Origin of the sequence: Ensifer sp. 1H6, assembly GCF_001976035.1 — a bacterium.
Classification (GTDB): Bacteria; Pseudomonadota; Alphaproteobacteria; order Rhizobiales; family Rhizobiaceae; genus Ensifer; species Ensifer canadensis.
Window position 1 is genome coordinate 63678 of the sequence record NZ_MOAI01000020.1, and the last position, 13815, is coordinate 77492.

Genomic DNA, 13815 nt, shown 5'->3' on the forward strand with positions numbered 1-13815 from the left:
AGATGCCGACGAGTTCACGTTTTTTTTTCGCCGCTTCCTTGATCTCGGGCGTTGATTGATCAACATTTCGACGAGGCGGCACAAATCGCCGGGAGGAATTCATGAGCTCGGTCGTCAATCCTACGTCTTCAGGCCTTGAGCGGGACGCCCGTCGCATCCATGACGACAAGCCACTGTCACCAGGCAGCATCGCCATTGGCGTGGTCATCGGCCGGATGTCGGAGTTCTTCGACTTCTTCGTCTACGGCCTCGGCTCGATCCTGGTCTTCCCGAAGCTCATCTTCCCGTTCGCTCCCAGTCCGGTCGCGGCCACGCTGATGTCGTTTGCGATCTTTCCGCTAGCCTTTATCGCGCGTCCGGTCGGCTCACTCGTCTTCATGTGGATCGACCGCAACTACGGCCGCGGCACCAAGCTGACCATCGCCCTTGTCATCCTCGGGGGCTCAACGGCCTCGATTGCTTTCCTGCCGGGCTACGAGACCATCGGCTACTGGGCGGTGGCGCTGCTGGCGCTTTTCCGACTTGGACAGGGTTTTGCGCTCGGCGGCGCATGGGACGGACTTGCGTCCCTGCTCAACCTTAACGCCCCGCCGAACCACCACGGCTGGTATGCGATGATCCCGCAGCTCGGGGCCCCCATCGGCTTTGCCCTCGCCAGCATCATCTTCTGCTATTTCGTCGCCAATCTTTCCGAGGAGGATTTCCTTTCCTGGGGCTGGCGCTACCCGTTCTTCGTCGCTTTTGCGATCAACGTCGTGGCGCTGTTTGCCCGACTGCGCATCGTTGCAAGCAAGGAATTCGGCGCGGCGATGGACGCACAGGAGCTGCAAGCCCGGCCAGTGTTCGAAATGCTGAGCAAACACGCGCTGGACGTGGTGCTCGGCGCCTTCGTGCCTTTGGCGAGCTTTGCGATGTTCCATCTGGTGACGATCTTCCCGCTCAGCTGGGTCATCCTGAACGGCGGACAGTCGGCTGCCCGGTTCCTGCTGGTCCAGGTCGCAGGCGCAGCCGTCGGCGTGATCGGCATTATCGTGTCGGGCCTGATCGCCGACCGCGTCGGCCGCCGCAACGAGCTGATGATCGGCGCGACACTGATCGCCATCTTCAGTTTTTCCGCACCCTTCCTTCTTGACGCCGGCGGGGCCGGGCAGGACGCCTATATCCTAATCGGCTTTGGCGTCCTCGGCCTCACCTTTGGCCAGGCCTCCGGCGCTGTTTCCTCGCGCTTCACCCAGTACTACCGCTACACCGGAGCCGCACTCACCTCCGACCTGGCTTGGCTCGTCGGCGCGGCGTTCGCACCGCTGGTGGCGCTTGGGCTTGCGACCAGCTTCGGCATCGTCTTCATCGGCGGCTACCTGATCTCCGGCGCGATCTGCACGCTGGTGGCACTCAGCCTCACCCGGGCGCTCGACCAGAACTGAACCGCTTCCGGCGGTTCGGCTCCGCATCTGACACTGCCGTCCAGCCTGCCTTTGCGTTCTTCTGAATGAACGGGGAATAATCCCTGACGCCGACCGTTCTTCCGCCCATCCGAACGGAGAACGAGCATGTTGCGCGAAACACTTTCCTTACTCGAACTGCGGCGTCGATGGTCAATCACGAGACCGCCGACACCCCTGCCCGGCGCTCGCGGCTTGCCATTAGGCCGCCAACGGCGGTGACGATAATGACGGCGGCGTAGATGTCGGTGGTCGTTTGATAGCCCAGTGTCTTTGCAAGAAACCCTGCGGCCATCGCCGGCAGACTGAAGGCGAGATAGCTCTGGATGTAGAAGGCAGAAAGCAGCCCGGCGCGCTCATCCGCCTTGGCGAGCGGCATGATCGAGCCCATGATGCCGAGGAAGCTGGTGCCGAAACCGACTCCGGTTAGCAAGGTGCCAAGGGTCATGACCGGCACATTTGCGAGGTGCGTGCCGGCAACCACGATCAGCATACCGGCGGTCGTGGCCGAGACGCCGAAGGCCACGTTTGCCCGGGGACTGCGCGAGCGGCGCAGGAAGACGCTGACGGCACCGGCTGCCATCAACGTGGCGACAACGGCTCCACCGGTCAGCGGTGCCCGGCTGCCGGTGACGGACGCGACGAGCGAGGGCATCAGCGAGAGATAGAAGCCCCCAAGCGCCCAGTTGGCGATGTTGATCGGCGTCACCAGTGCCAGCGGTCGCTTGATCTGAGGCGGAATGGCGATCGTCGGCTTCAGCGAAGACAGCGCGCCGCTGCGTCTGCCGCCGGTCTCCGGCGTCAGCCATATCGCGAGCGCCAGCACTGCAAAGCCGATCAGGAGCACGCCATAAACGAGGTGAAGCGGAAACGGCCCGTATTGAATGAGCGCGCTGGTGCCCAATGCGCCAACGGCCATGCCGATCAGCGGCGCGAGCGAATTGACGAGCTGGCCCCTGCCGCGATCGACGTCGACCAGCGACGCACCGATAGAGGCGCCCGCAATGCCGGTCGCAAACCCCTGGACGATACGCGCCGCGATCAGCCAGGGCGGTCCGTCGGCAACGACGAAGAGCGCCATCCCCACGATTTCGAGAAGCAGCGCAACGAAAATCACCGGCTTCCTGCCGAGATGGTCAGATATCGAACCGGCGATCAGCAGGGCGGACAGAAGCGCGAAGGCGTAGACCGCGAAGATGCCGGTCATCATCACGGGCGAGGCGGCAAAGCTCTCCTGGTAGATGCGGTAAAGCGGCGTTGGTGCCGCCGACGCGCCGAAGAACGTGGCAAGCGTGACCGCGTGGAAGGCGATGGGGTTGGCGGCCGGACCGCCACTCTCACTGGATTTGGCAGAGGAGAACATCTATATAGCCCTTAACGCTAAATCGTTGCGTTTAGGCGATGTAGGGACGAACGCCGATAAAAGCAAATAATTTGCGTTTATGGTGCAGTGAAAGTTTCTGATCCATGCGCAGCACGCGGAAGGAAGGGTTGGAATGGCAGGCAGGGAAGGTCCCCGTCCAGGCGGGCGAAGCGCCAGGGTACAGGCATCGGTGCACGGGGCCGTTCAGGCTCTGATGACACGAATGGAGCGCGCAGAGATCACCATTCCGATGATCGCCGTCGAAGCGGGCGTCACGCCCTCGACCATCTATCGCCGTTGGGGCGACATCCAGGAACTCCTGGCAGATGTCGCTGTCGAACGGCTGAAACCCGACATGCAACCTGTCGATACCGGAAATGGTGGCAAGGATCTCCTGGCGTGGGCCGAACAATACGCCGAGGAAATGTCCTCGAAACCCGGGCGCGAGATGATACGCGACGTGCTGGCAGCGCAGGACGGCGGCGGCGCCTATCAGTGCTGCAACTTCACCAAGCAGCAGATCGACGTGATCGCGGCGCGCGCTGCAGGCCGTGGCGAAGCATTTCCTGAGGCCGACGCCGTCATGGACCGCGTCGTCTCACCGATCATGTACCGCATCCTTTTCGGCGAGGCGCCGGATACGGCACATGTCGCGCGTCTGGTCTCGGGCGCAATGGGACTGGTTTCGAAAGCGCCCGCTTCCGTCTGATCAAAGCGCGTATGCACCGACGTGACGGCGGTGCCGGAAGCGGCCGAGCATTGCGATGACCAACACGAGGACCGCACCCAGCGCATAGGCGAGCACATCCCACCAGTCCGGCGTGGCTCCAAGCACGATCCTCAAGACGGGATTGGAAATGCGGATATCGAAACTGGCCGCCAGATACTGCGCAAGCTCGATCGCCACGCCTAGCAGGAAGGCGATACCGGCGAGCAGCTGGGGTCGAGCTTTCACCGCCGATGCAAGCGTGCAGTACACCCACATCACGGCAAGGACATCGCCGGAAAAACTGCGGACCCAACCCCATCCGGCCCCACGCGTCGCCAGCACGACGAGGACGACGAAAAGAAGGATGGAAAACAAGAAGGCGGTGCGGTCGAAGCGGAGTTCCATGGCGAGCGATGTAACGGGATGCGACCCGCCTGTCGAGCGGTGAGGCTCGGCAAATGGCGCGATGGCCAAACCGAGGATCACCGTATCCATCAACGAACCTTCGTGCCGGCCAACCCCTATTTCAAATATACGTAAAGTCACATTCTCGTACCGTTAGCCTGTTTTTAACAAGCAGGGTCGGCAGCGCCTGCGGGCGTTGGCTGGGCGCAAAAGGCTGGTGTCTGAAAGTCGCGGCCAGGCGGCGTTGCTCTTTCGATGAGGGCATCGGCCTGAAACGCCGATGCCTCTCTTCAGACTGTCGAAACCACAGAATGGGGAATTGGAGAACCCGGCACGCCTCAGCGACGACCCTGCCGCCCGAGGTGCCACTCAGCCAGTGACCGCCCCTTCATTGGCCGGGCGGGCCAGTGCGGCAAACTTTGCCAGCACACCGCGTTTGTAGCGCGGTTCCGGCTGCCGCCACTGGGTGCGCCTTCTTGCCAGCTCTTCCGGATCCACTTCGAGTTCCAGCAACTGCCGATGGGCATCGATGACGATCCGGTCGCCCTCCTCCACCAGCGCAATCGTGCCGCCTTCGAAGGCCTCCGGCGTGACGTGGCCGACGACCATGCCCCAGGTTCCGCCCGAGAAGCGGCCGTCGGTGATGAGACCGACGCTGTCGCCAAGGCCCCTGCCGATGATCGCCGAGGTCGGTGCGAGCATCTCCGGCATTCCCGGGCCACCTTTCGGCCCGAGATATCGCAACACCAGGATGTCGCCGGGCCTGATCCTGTCCGACAATATGGCGTCCATTGCCGATTGTTCGTCCTCGAACACACGCGCAGGGCCGCTCATGACAGGGCTCTTCAACCCGCTGATCTTGGCGACAGCACCGCCTTCGGCCAGATTCCCCTTCAACACCGCGAGGTGGCCCTCGCGGTAGATCGGTCTTTCAGAGGGCCGGATGACATCCTGATCCGACCGCGGCTCGTCCGGAACGGCTGCAAGCTCTTCCCCGATCGTCCTGCCTGTGATCGTCAAACAGTCGCCATGCAGAAGACCTGCATTCAGAAGGATCTTCAGCACCTGCGGCACGCCGCCCGCCTTGTGCAGATCGACGGCCATGTATCTGCCCGACGGCTTGAGGTCACAGAGGACGGGGACCTTGCGGCGAACGCGCTCGAAGTCGTCCAGTGTCCACTCGACTTCCGCCGCATGCCCGATGGCGAGGTAATGCAGCACCGCATTGGTCGATCCGCCCGTCGCCATGATCAGGGCCACGGCATTTTCGATCGACTTGCGCGTGACGATGTCCCGCGGCTTGATGCCCTTCTTGACCGCCTCGACCAGGACCTTGGCGGATTGAGCTGAGCTCTCCATCTTCTCCTGGTCTGGATTGGCCATGTTGGACGAGTAAAGAAGCGACATACCAAGCGCCTCGAAGGACGAGCTCATGGTGTTGGCGGTGTACATGCCACCGCAGGAGCCGGTCGACGGGCAGGCATTGCGCTCGATGCCGTCGAAATCCTCCTCGCTCATCTTGCCCGCCATGAAGGCGCCGACGGCTTCGAAGGCGGAGACGATCGAAAGGCTTTGCCCCTTCCAGTGGCCAGGCTTGATCGTGCCGCCATAGACATAGATCGCCGGCACATTGGCGCGGAGGATACCGATCATGCCGCCCGGCATGTTCTTGTCGCAGCCGCCGAGCACGAGCACGCCGTCCATCCACTGTCCCTGTACCGAGGTTTCGACGCAGTCGGCGATGACCTCGCGGGACACAAGCGAATATTTCATGCCTTCGGTGCCCATCGACATGCCGTCGGAAATCGTCGGCGTGCCGAAGATCTGCGGATTTGCACCGGCAGCCTTGATGGCAGCGACAGCGGCGTCGGCCAACGGCTGCAGCCCGGCATTGCAGGGCGTGATCGTCGAATGACCGTTGGCAATACCGATCATCGGTTTGTCGAAATCGGCTTTCTCGTAGCCGAGCGCATAATACATCGCCCGGTTGGGGGATCGCGCGACACCTTGCGTGATGTGTTTCGAGCGCTCGTTGTAGGCCATGATTTGCTCCCTCGGTTCATTCAAGGTCGAGTTTACTGGCGTTCAGCAGGCCTGTGAAATATACTTTTTTCGCACAAATAAGTCGTAGAACATATCAATCGGAATGCATCATGGATTTGAGGCAACTTCGCCAATTCGTCGCCGTCGCCGAAGAGCTGCATTTCGGCCATGCGGCCGCTCGCCTCAACATGACCCAGCCGCCGCTCAGCCAATCGATACAGGCACTGGAGGGGGAGCTGAAGGTACAGCTGTTCAAGCGCACCAAGCGGAACGTGGAACTGACATCTGTCGGCAGGCAATGGCTCGCCCATGTCCGCCAGGTGCTTGACGGGGCGAACGGCCTTGCCGACACCGCAAAAAGGCTGTCACGCGGCGAGATCGGCCACCTGCGTTTGTCCTTCGTCAGCACAGCCGACTATAGCGTTCTGCCCGACATGGTCAGCCGCTATCGCGCGGCCTATCCGCATGTGGAACTGACGATGCGCGAAGCCACCAGCGATATCCAAATCGAGGCGTTGCTCGACGAAGAAATCGATGTCGGGCTGATCATTGCCCCCAGCCAAGCGTCGCTTCATCCTGCCCTTTCCTACCAGGCTTTGCTGCGGGAACCGCTGGTTGCCGCGGTGCCGACGGCCTGGATCAACGAAGGACGAAAGGGGTTTGCTGGAAAAATCCTGGAGCCAGCCGACTTCTTCAAGGCGCCATTCATCGTTTTTCCACGGCGGGCGGCACCGGCTTTTCACGATATCGTCTCGGGATATTTCGCCGAACATGGGCTGGCGTTCACCGCCTATCAGGAAGCCATCCAGATGCAGACGATCGTCGGTCTGGTCGCATCCGGGCTGGGGGTGGCGCTGGTGCCGCAATCGATGACCAATCTTCAGCGGCGCGGGGCAACCTATCTGCCGCTGGCCGGCAGCGTACCGGAGGTGGAAACCGGCCTTGCGTGGCGCAGTTCGGACCAGAATCCGGCACTCGACACCTTCCTTGCCGCGGCGGTACCGGCCGATAACAGGTGACCGCGCGTTGTCGGCTGGTAGGGCGCGCAGCGCAACGGCATCCCTGGAACATCAAGTGCACGCTACCGCATCAGGCCGCGCAGGTCGGGCATGCGGTTGCTGATGATGGTTTCCATCGAAAAGAAGCCGGTGACCGTCATCAGGTCGAAATCGGTGATGAGCTTCTGGTAGAAGGAGTCATAGCCAGCCATGCCACGCGTCACCACCTTGATCAGATAGTCCCAGTCGCCGCCGATCCGGTAGAGGTCCGTCACCTCCGGCAGACGCTCGACATGCTTGCGGAAGTTGTCGGCCCATTCCTTGGAATGATGGCGGGTGCGGATCATCACGAACACGGTAAGGTCGAAGCCGAGCGCTGCGACGTCGATTGCGGCATGGGTACCAAGCACAAGCCCGCTGGCGTTCAACCGTTGCAGGCGCCGCCAGCAGGCGTTCTGCGACAGTCCGACTCGGTCGGCCAGATCACGCTGCGAAATCGTGCCGTCCTTTTGCAGGCAGGACAGGATCCGCATATCAATTTCGTCAATCTTTTCCATTTCAGCGATCACATGACCCGATTTTGACTCGCAGAAGCATAAGAATGATGAGGTTTGCATGCAACCGATCGATTAGACTTATCGTCTGTCCGACTCCGGGAGGAAACGATGACGACGCCGTGCCCACGCCAGCCCTATCTTACCGGCCCGCTCGAAGCATTTCGAGAAAGCCTTGCCGGCGACAACGCAATCGCTGACCTGCGGGCTGGGCTTGTCGGCAAGACTGCAAAGATCGACGGTCCCTTCGGCGTCAAGAACCTCGTCTATGCCGACTATGTCGCATCGGGCCGGGCATTGATGCAGATCGAGCATTTCATCCTCGAACAGGTCCTGCCCTATTATGCCAACAGCCACACCGAGGCGTCCTACTGCGGCGGCTCGATGACCAGGTTGCGCCGCGACGCGCGTGCTGTGATCGCCGCCTGCTGCGGCGCCGGACCTGAACACGCCGTCATTTTCGCCGGCTCCGGCGCCACCGCCGGCATCAATCGGCTGGTGAGCCTGCTGGGTGTTACCGAGGCGGTCGCCACCGGTCGGCGCGTGCGCATCCTAATCGGGCCCTATGAACACCACTCCAATATCCTGCCCTGGCGCGAAAGCGGTGCCGAGGTGGTCGAGATCGCCGAGTGTCCGGCTGGTGGGCCGGATCTCGCTGCACTCGACGAAGCGCTGAAGCAACCGGCCGATCTCGTCGTTTGCGCCTTTTCCGCCGCTTCCAATGTCACGGGCATCGTCACCGATGTTGCGGCCGTCACCCGGATCGCGAAGGCGGCAGGCGCAAAGATGGTGTGGGACTATGCCGGTGCTGGACCCTACCTGCCGATCGACATGTCGCCCGAGGGCGCTGCTGCGATTGACGCGGTGGTCATCTCGCCGCACAAGTTCATCGGTGGCCCCGGTACGTCAGGCATTCTGGTCCTGCGGCGTGACGCGGCTGTCACCGCCAAGCCATCCTGGCCCGGCGGCGGCACCGTCAAATTCGTTTCGCCCACCGGTCACGACTACAGCAATAGCCTCGAGGCGCGCGAGGAGGCCGGCACGCCGAACGTCGTCGGCGATATCCGCGCCGCACTCGCTTTCCTCGTCAAGGAAGCGATCGGTGCCGAGGCAATGCAGACCAGAAACGCCGAGCTGACCCGTCGCGCTATCGCCGCATGGCAAGGCATCGAGCGGCTGGAATTGCTCGGTCCTCTCGGGCCACAGCGGCTGCCGATCTTTTCCTTCCGCGTCAAGGACGGCAAGGGCGGCCATGTCCACCAGCAGCTCGTCACCCGCATGCTCAGCGATCGCTTCGGCATTCAGGCGCGCGGTGGCTGCGCCTGTGCCGGTCCCTATGTGCACCGGCTGCTCGGCATCGATGACGAGGAATCGCAACGCCTGCGCGACGCCATCCTTGCCGGACAGGAAATGCTGAAGCCGGGTTTTGTCCGGTTGAACTTCAGCGTCCTGCTCGCCGACGAAGAGGTGGCGTTCATCCTCGACGCCGTCGCCAAGCTTGCCGCCGACGCAGCCAGCTACGAGCAACACTACGATTTCGACCCGGCGCGCGCCATCTTCTTCCCGCGTGCAGCGCTTGCAGCGGAGGCCTGAGGCATGGCGAGGCCTGACATTGCGGCTTTCTTCGACCCGCGAACCTGGTCCGTGCAGTATGTGGTCAGCGACCCGAAAACGCGGGCCTGTGCGATCATCGATCCGGTGCTCGACTTCGACGAGAAATCCGGCGCGATAGCGACAGGCAATGCCGACCGGCTGCTCGACTTCGCGCGAGCGCAGGACCTGGACGTCCAGTGGATCCTGGATACCCATCCGCATGCCGACCACTTTTCCGCCGCCGCCTATCTGAAGGCAAAAACCGGCGCGCCCACGGCCATCGGTACGCACATCGTCAAGGTCCAGAAATTGTGGGCCGACATCTACAATTGGCCAGGCCTGAAAACGGACGGATCGCAATGGGACCGGCTGTTTGATCGTGGCGATACGTTTCGGATCGGCAGTCTCGAGGCCGGGGTGATGTTTTCGCCGGGACACACGCTGGCATCGATCACTTACCTCATCGGGGACGCTGCCTTCGTGCACGACACGGTGTTCATGCCGGACAGCGGAACCGCGCGCACCGATTTCCCCGGCGGCAGCGCCAACGCGCTGTGGGCGAGCATCCGCGACATCATGGCCCTGCCGGACGATACCCGTATCTTCGTCGGCCATGACTATCAGCCTGGTGGACGCGAACCGCGCTGGGAAAGCACTGTTGCACTGCAGAAGGCGGACAACATCCATTTGACACGCTATGTCTGCGAAAGCGAGTTCGTCGCGTTCCGCGAGGGACGGGACCGAACGCTGCCGATGCCCAAGCTCATCCTCCATGCCCTGCAGGTCAATATCAACGGCGGCCGGCTTCCCGACCCGGAGGAAAACGGCCGGCGCTACCTGAGATTCCCCATCGACGCCCTGCAAGGTGCCGCATGGTCCTGACGGCGCCCCGTTCGCGGGCACGTTCCGTGTCCCGGCCATCTTCCGGCTTCGGTGCATCTCGGGCGACGCGGTTCGCCCCCCAGCCCGGCGCCAAATGATGACGCTAGACCTCGTCCAATACATTCTGGCAGCCTTGAGTGGCGGTCTCGTCGGCTTCAGCCTCGGACTGTTCGGCGGCGGCGGCTCCATTCTCGCCGTGCCCCTGCTCGTCCAAGTCGTCGGGGTGAGCAACGTGCATGTGGCGATCGGCACGAGCGCCGTCGCAGTCGCAGCCAATGCGCTTTCGGGACTGGCAATGCATGCGCGGCACGGGACGGTGAAATGGCGCTGCGCGGCAATGTACTGCGTCACCGGCATCGGCGGCGCCTGGATCGGCGCAGCACTCGGCAAGGCGCTGGATGGCCAGCGGCTCTTGCTGTTGTTCGCGGCACTGATGGCCGTCGTCAGCGTGACCATGTTGCGGCGGCGCCACATGGTTGGCGATCCGGCGTCGAGCTGCACACCAAGAAACGCACCGAAGGTGCTCTCCTTTGGCGCCGGAACCGGCATCATCTCAGGCTTCTTCGGGATCGGCGGCGGGTTCCTGATCGTTCCGGGCCTGATGGTTTCAACCGGCATGCCGACGATCAACGCAATCGCCACGTCGCTGGTTGCCATTACCGCTTTCGGCCTTACAACCGGGGCAAGCTACACCTTCTCCGGTCTGGTCGACTGGCCACTCGCTCTCTCCTTCATCGGCGGCGGAGCCCTTGGCGCGCTTACGGGCTGTCGCGCCGCCCACAGTTTCAGCAAGTACCAATCGACGCTGAACCTGTTGTTTGCAGCCCTCACCTTCGCCGTCGCCATTGGTCTGGCGTTCTACGCATGGTGATAGGGCCGTCGGCGCGGCGCGTATGGCTCTTCGACGACACGCGGACCGAACAACCTGTTTGCCGGAAATTCTCTATCCTCGGCTTCATGTTCGGCTACAAATGTAGCTAATCTACATTTCTTTTGACATATGTAGATTTGTTCATTATCACGATGAGGACGCACGGCGAGTGAGACCACGAAGGCCCAGGCAGGGTTCTCGGGAGAGGCCGATGCGATCGTCTGGAGGAAATCAATATGTCACGCCGTTTCGCGCTGGCTTCAGCGCTTGTTTCCCTATGCTCAGTTTTCTCGACCGGCAGTGCCTATGCTGCCGGAATGACCGTCTATTGCCCGATGTCGGAAGACGATTGCGCCTCCGTGCTGAAGGCATTCAAGGACGATAGCGGCATCGAAGCACAGTTCGTGCGCATCGGCGCCGGCGAAATCCTCGCCCGCATCCGCGCGGAAAAGAGCAATCCCCAGGCTGGGCTCTGGCTGGCAGGTGCGGCCGACAACTTTATCCAGGCCGCCAACGAGGGCCTGCTCGCGCCGCACAAGAACGCCGGCATCGACAAGGTAGACCAGCGCTACACCGACAAGGAAGGCCGCTGGACCCCCATCTCGATCTCGCCGATCGTCTTTGCCTACAGCCAGACGGTTCTCGACGAGACCGGCGCCAAGCCGCCGACAAGCTGGAAATCCTTTGCCGACCCGGCCTTCAAGCAGAGCGTCGCCCTTGCCCACCCCGCATCCTCGGGAACGGCCTACGTGGCTCTTGCCTCGATGGTCCAGCTTTTCGGCGAGGACCCGGCCTTCGAGCTGATGAAGAAAGTCGACGAAAACGTGGTTCAGTACACGCGCTCCGGCGTCGCGCCATCCCGCATGGTCGCCAACAACGAGATCGCGCTTGCCATGGCCTATACGCAGGATATCGAGGCCGCACTCGCGCAGGGTTATCCCGTCGGCTACGCGTTTCCCGAAGAGGGCACCGGCTTCGAGGTGAATGCGGCAGCGGCAATCGCCAACGCATCCGAGGAGCAGTCGAAGGCCGCCGCCAGCTTCCTCGACTGGGTGCTCACCGAGAAGGGCCAGGCCGCCATCGGCGCAACATTCCGCGGGCCGATCGTGCCGGGCTACAAGAATCCCGAAGCCAAGATCGACCTCTCCAACGTGAAGATGATCGACTACAACTTCAGCTGGGCCGGCGAAAATCGCGCGCGCCTCCTGGAGCGCTATGAAAACGACGTGCGCCACAAGGCTGACGCAAAGTAACGCCGGCAAGGAGCCCCGCCATGACCCTCGTCTCGCAAGCGACCCCGTCCGGGCGGACGGGGGCATCGCCGGCCTTCCTGCGCAAGATCGTCGTCGATCCCTGGTTGTTCGGCATTTTCGCCGTCGTCACGCTCTCGGTGCTCGTCTTCGCCGCCTTGCCGATCTTCACCGTTCTGAAGCAGGCTGTGATCACCGACCGCGGCTTCGATCTCGCCGACGTCCTGTCGAAATCCTTTGTCTGGGAATCGTTGTTCAACACGCTGCTGCTCGGCGCGACTTCAGCAGTGATCGCCACCGTGATCGGCTTCGTGCTTGCCTTCTCGGCAACACGCACGACCATGCCCGGCAAAACCTTCGTGCACGGCGTGGCGCTGCTGCCGATCATCTCTCCACCCTTCGTCATGGCGCTCGCCGTGGTGATCCTGTTCGGGCGCTCGGGCCTCATCACCCGCGAACTGCTCGGCATACGCAACGCAAACGTCTACGGCTTTCACAGTCTGGTCTTGATCCAGTCGCTCGCCTTCACGCCGATCGCCTATCTCAATATCCGCGGCATGCTGCAATCGATCGACAGCGCGCTTGAAGATGCTTCCGCCTCGCTCGGCGCCTCACGCTGGATCACCTTTTCACGGGTGACGCTGCCGCTCGTCACGCCGGCGATCCTGAGCTCGGGATTGCTGGTCTTCGTCAAATCGGTCGAGGATTTCGGCAACCCGATGCTGATCGGCGGCAACTTCAACACACTCGCGGTCGAAGCCTATTCGCAGATGGTCGGCTACTTCGACCTGCATTCCGGCGCGCTGCTCGCAAGCCTCATGCTGGTTCCCTCGATCACAGCCTTCCTTATCCACCGCTACTGGGTCAGTAAGCGAAGCTACGTGACCGTAACCGGAAAGCCGACGGCTCAGACGATCCGCATTTCCGGCATGGCCGTGGTGCTGCCGCTTTCGATCCTCTGCTACGCCATCGTCTTTGCCATCCTGCTGTTCTATCTGACAGTCATCTACGTCTCCTTCACCCGCCTGCCGGGCATCGACAACACGCTGACGACCGACCACTACGCAACGGTGTTCACCGCTGGCTTCCAGACGCTCGCCAACTCCTTGCTGCTGGCCGGCGTCGCCACGCCTGTGACGGCCATTGCAGGCATGCTGATCGCCTATCTGCTGGTCAGGAAGGCGTTTCCCGGCAGCTTCCTGCTGCGCTGGGGCACGCTCCTTTCCTTCGCCGCACCGGGCACCATCCTCGGCATCGGCTATGTCAGCACCTTCAACGCGCCGCCGCTGCTCCTGACAGGAACCGCCTTCATCGTGGTTGCCGCCATGGTGGTGAAGAACCTTCAGGTCGGTATCGAGGCAGGCTCGAACCAGCTTCGCCAGATCGACAAGTCGATCGAGGAAGCCTCGATGACGCTCGGCGCGTCCAATACGCGGACCTTCTTCCAGATCACGTTGCCACTGCTCAAGCCGGCGCTGTTCACGTCACTTTCCTATTCCTTCACGCGGTCGCTGACGACACTGAGCGCGGTGATCTTCCTGGTTTCGGCCAACTGGACGCTGATCACGGTCACGATCCTGTCGCAGGTGGAAACGCTCAAGATCGGCGTCGCAGCGGCTTACTGCAGCATCCTCGTCTTCGTCGTGCTCGCCATCCTGGCGCTCATGCAGCTTCTCCTGTCGTCGACATCGCCCAAGAGGTAATC

The 13815-nt window shown here is 62.3% G+C and carries 12 protein-coding genes; 8 read left to right on the forward strand and 4 right to left on the reverse strand.

The genetic code is table 11. From position 1 onward, the window contains the following. Nucleotides 1–101: 101 nt before the first annotated feature. Complete coding sequence (locus BKP54_RS22260) at nucleotides 102–1424, forward strand: MFS transporter (RefSeq protein WP_084814970.1); 1323 nt, start codon at nucleotides 102–104, stop codon at nucleotides 1422–1424. Between the two features lie 175 nt (nucleotides 1425–1599). Here the strand turns inward: BKP54_RS22260 and BKP54_RS22265 are convergent, their stop codons facing one another. Next, nucleotides 1600–2805, reverse strand: a complete 1206-nt coding sequence (locus tag BKP54_RS22265; RefSeq protein ID WP_084814971.1) for an MFS transporter — start codon at nucleotides 2803–2805, stop codon at nucleotides 1600–1602. Between the two features lie 133 nt (nucleotides 2806–2938). On the opposite strand from BKP54_RS22265, the gene BKP54_RS22270 reads away from it, so the two are divergent. Further along, on the forward strand, nucleotides 2939–3514 hold the full coding sequence (locus BKP54_RS22270) for a TetR/AcrR family transcriptional regulator (RefSeq protein WP_084814972.1): 576 nt from the start codon (nucleotides 2939–2941) through the stop codon (nucleotides 3512–3514). Here the strand turns inward: BKP54_RS22270 and BKP54_RS22275 are convergent, their stop codons facing one another. Continuing rightward, nucleotides 3515–4009 carry a DUF2809 domain-containing protein gene (locus BKP54_RS22275; protein WP_245317884.1) on the reverse strand — a complete coding sequence of 165 codons (495 nt, stop codon included), beginning with the start codon at nucleotides 4007–4009 and terminating at the stop codon, nucleotides 3515–3517. A 279-nt stretch (nucleotides 4010–4288) separates the two neighbouring features. Then, complete coding sequence (ilvD, locus tag BKP54_RS22280; RefSeq protein ID WP_084814973.1) at nucleotides 4289–5962, reverse strand: dihydroxy-acid dehydratase; 1674 nt, start codon at nucleotides 5960–5962, stop codon at nucleotides 4289–4291. 110 nt (nucleotides 5963–6072) lie between these two features. Here ilvD and BKP54_RS22285 point away from each other — a divergent pair, with 110 nt between their 5' ends. After that, the gene (locus BKP54_RS22285; protein WP_057213112.1) at nucleotides 6073–6981 is read left to right on the forward strand and encodes a LysR family transcriptional regulator; all 909 of its coding nucleotides are present in this window, start codon (nucleotides 6073–6075) and stop codon (nucleotides 6979–6981) included. A gap of 62 nt (nucleotides 6982–7043) precedes the next feature. Here BKP54_RS22285 and BKP54_RS22290 read toward each other — a convergent pair whose 3' ends face one another. Then, nucleotides 7044–7517, reverse strand: a complete 474-nt coding sequence (locus tag BKP54_RS22290; RefSeq protein WP_084814974.1) for an Lrp/AsnC family transcriptional regulator — start codon at nucleotides 7515–7517, stop codon at nucleotides 7044–7046. Nucleotides 7518–7625: 108 nt separating this feature from the next. On the opposite strand from BKP54_RS22290, the gene BKP54_RS22295 reads away from it, so the two are divergent. The 5 genes from BKP54_RS22295 to BKP54_RS22315 all read left to right on the forward strand — a co-directional run bounded on the left by BKP54_RS22295 (nucleotide 7626) and on the right by BKP54_RS22315 (nucleotide 13813). Then, nucleotides 7626–9107 carry an aminotransferase class V-fold PLP-dependent enzyme gene (locus tag BKP54_RS22295; protein WP_084814975.1) on the forward strand — a complete coding sequence of 494 codons (1482 nt, stop codon included), beginning with the start codon at nucleotides 7626–7628 and terminating at the stop codon, nucleotides 9105–9107. Between the two features lie 60 nt (nucleotides 9108–9167). After that, the gene (locus tag BKP54_RS22300) at nucleotides 9168–9989 is read left to right on the forward strand and encodes an MBL fold metallo-hydrolase (RefSeq protein WP_244445435.1); all 822 of its coding nucleotides are present in this window, start codon (nucleotides 9168–9170) and stop codon (nucleotides 9987–9989) included. 97 nt (nucleotides 9990–10086) lie between these two features. Further along, nucleotides 10087–10860 (forward strand): sulfite exporter TauE/SafE family protein, encoded by a 774-nt coding sequence (locus BKP54_RS22305; RefSeq protein ID WP_025429540.1) that lies wholly within the window; start codon nucleotides 10087–10089, stop codon nucleotides 10858–10860. Between the two features lie 236 nt (nucleotides 10861–11096). Continuing rightward, entirely contained in the window at nucleotides 11097–12113 is a 1017-nt protein-coding gene (locus tag BKP54_RS22310; RefSeq protein ID WP_057207638.1) for an ABC transporter substrate-binding protein, read from the forward strand. A gap of 20 nt (nucleotides 12114–12133) precedes the next feature. Then, nucleotides 12134–13813 (forward strand): iron ABC transporter permease, encoded by a 1680-nt coding sequence (locus BKP54_RS22315; RefSeq protein ID WP_084814976.1) that lies wholly within the window; start codon nucleotides 12134–12136, stop codon nucleotides 13811–13813. Nucleotides 13814–13815 lie beyond the last annotated feature (2 nt).

Excerpts from the sequence above, each read along its gene's own strand:
- BKP54_RS22260 (WP_084814970.1), top strand. The coding sequence starts at position 102 with ATGAGCTCGGTCGTCAATCCTACGTCTTCAGGCCTTGAGCGGGACGCC.
- BKP54_RS22265 (WP_084814971.1), bottom strand. The coding sequence starts at position 2,805 with ATGTTCTCCTCTGCCAAATCCAGTGAGAGTGGCGGTCCGGCCGCCAAC.
- BKP54_RS22270 (WP_084814972.1), top strand. The coding sequence starts at position 2,939 with ATGGCAGGCAGGGAAGGTCCCCGTCCAGGCGGGCGAAGCGCCAGGGTA.
- BKP54_RS22275 (WP_245317884.1), bottom strand. The coding sequence starts at position 4,009 with ATGGATACGGTGATCCTCGGTTTGGCCATCGCGCCATTTGCCGAGCCT.
- ilvD (WP_084814973.1), bottom strand. The coding sequence starts at position 5,962 with ATGGCCTACAACGAGCGCTCGAAACACATCACGCAAGGTGTCGCGCGA.
- BKP54_RS22285 (WP_057213112.1), top strand. The coding sequence starts at position 6,073 with ATGGATTTGAGGCAACTTCGCCAATTCGTCGCCGTCGCCGAAGAGCTG.
- BKP54_RS22290 (WP_084814974.1), bottom strand. The coding sequence starts at position 7,517 with ATGGAAAAGATTGACGAAATTGATATGCGGATCCTGTCCTGCCTGCAA.
- BKP54_RS22295 (WP_084814975.1), top strand. The coding sequence starts at position 7,626 with ATGACGACGCCGTGCCCACGCCAGCCCTATCTTACCGGCCCGCTCGAA.
- BKP54_RS22305 (WP_025429540.1), top strand. The coding sequence starts at position 10,087 with ATGACGCTAGACCTCGTCCAATACATTCTGGCAGCCTTGAGTGGCGGT.
- BKP54_RS22310 (WP_057207638.1), top strand. The coding sequence starts at position 11,097 with ATGTCACGCCGTTTCGCGCTGGCTTCAGCGCTTGTTTCCCTATGCTCA.
- BKP54_RS22315 (WP_084814976.1), top strand. The coding sequence starts at position 12,134 with ATGACCCTCGTCTCGCAAGCGACCCCGTCCGGGCGGACGGGGGCATCG.